Source organism: Mesorhizobium sp. M7A.F.Ca.CA.001.10.2.1 (assembly GCF_003998575.1).
Lineage (GTDB): Bacteria > Pseudomonadota > Alphaproteobacteria > Rhizobiales > Rhizobiaceae > Mesorhizobium.
Map to the genome: position 1 here is coordinate 1 of NZ_RZQY01001189.1, position 787 is coordinate 787.

The following is a 787-nucleotide window of genomic DNA, read 5'->3' on the forward strand; positions in this document are numbered from 1 at the left end:
CATCTCCAGCACGGTGACGGCCCTGGTCCAGACCGGCGGCAGGATCACCGGTGTCGACACATCGCATGGCCTGATTGCATCGGACGAGGTGGTGGTCGCGGCCGGCGTTGGCTCGCCGGAGATCGCCGCGACCGCCGGGATCAACCTGCCGATCGAAACGCCGCCCGGCCTGATCGTCCATTCGCGACCGCACGAAAAGCTGCTCAACGGGCTGGTGCTGGCCGAGCGGCTGCACATGCGCCAGACGGCGGAAGGCCGCATCATCGCCGGCTCGGATTTTGGCGGAGCCGATCCGGGCATGGATGCCGAAGCCACCGCCCACGCCCTGTTTGCGGCCATGAAGGCCATGCTGCGCGACAGCGATGGGTTGGAACTCGATTTCCACACGGTCGGCTACCGGCCGACGCCGATCGACGGCTTTCCGATCATTGGCCGCGCCGAGGGCTTGGACGGTGTCTATGTCGCCGTCATGCATTCCGGCATCACGTTGGCGCCGGCCATCGGCCTGTTCGCCGCTCGGGAAATCCTCGACGGCGAGCGCGACCCCTTACTTGCCCCTTATGGATTGTCGCGTTTCGCTCAATAGGCGGGCGGACGCCGAAAGCCGCCGGTCAGTGGTTCGATTGCCCTGGCGATGCCGAGCAGCTGTGACTCCGACCAGCGTTTGCCGACCAGTTGCAAGCCGATCGGCAAGCCCTCGCTGCCCTGTCCGCATGGGATGGAAAGCGCCGGATGGCCGCTGTAGTTGAAGACGGCGCCATAGGCCGGCAGCATCCAGTAGCTCTGC

General features: G+C 66.2%; 2 protein-coding genes. One reads left to right on the forward strand and one right to left on the reverse strand.

The window, feature by feature from the left end; all coding sequences use genetic code 11:
- Window positions 1–586: FAD-binding oxidoreductase (locus EN964_RS36055; RefSeq protein WP_164776534.1), on the forward strand; the 586-nt coding region annotated here is incomplete at its 5' end.
- On the opposite strand, the gene EN964_RS36060 is transcribed toward EN964_RS36055, so the two are convergent.
- Window positions 580–787, reverse strand: a 208-nt coding sequence (locus EN964_RS36060) for an amidase family protein (RefSeq protein WP_245490750.1), incomplete at its 5' end; no start/stop codon positions are given. The two genes, EN964_RS36055 and EN964_RS36060, sit on opposite strands and share 7 nt — an antisense overlap.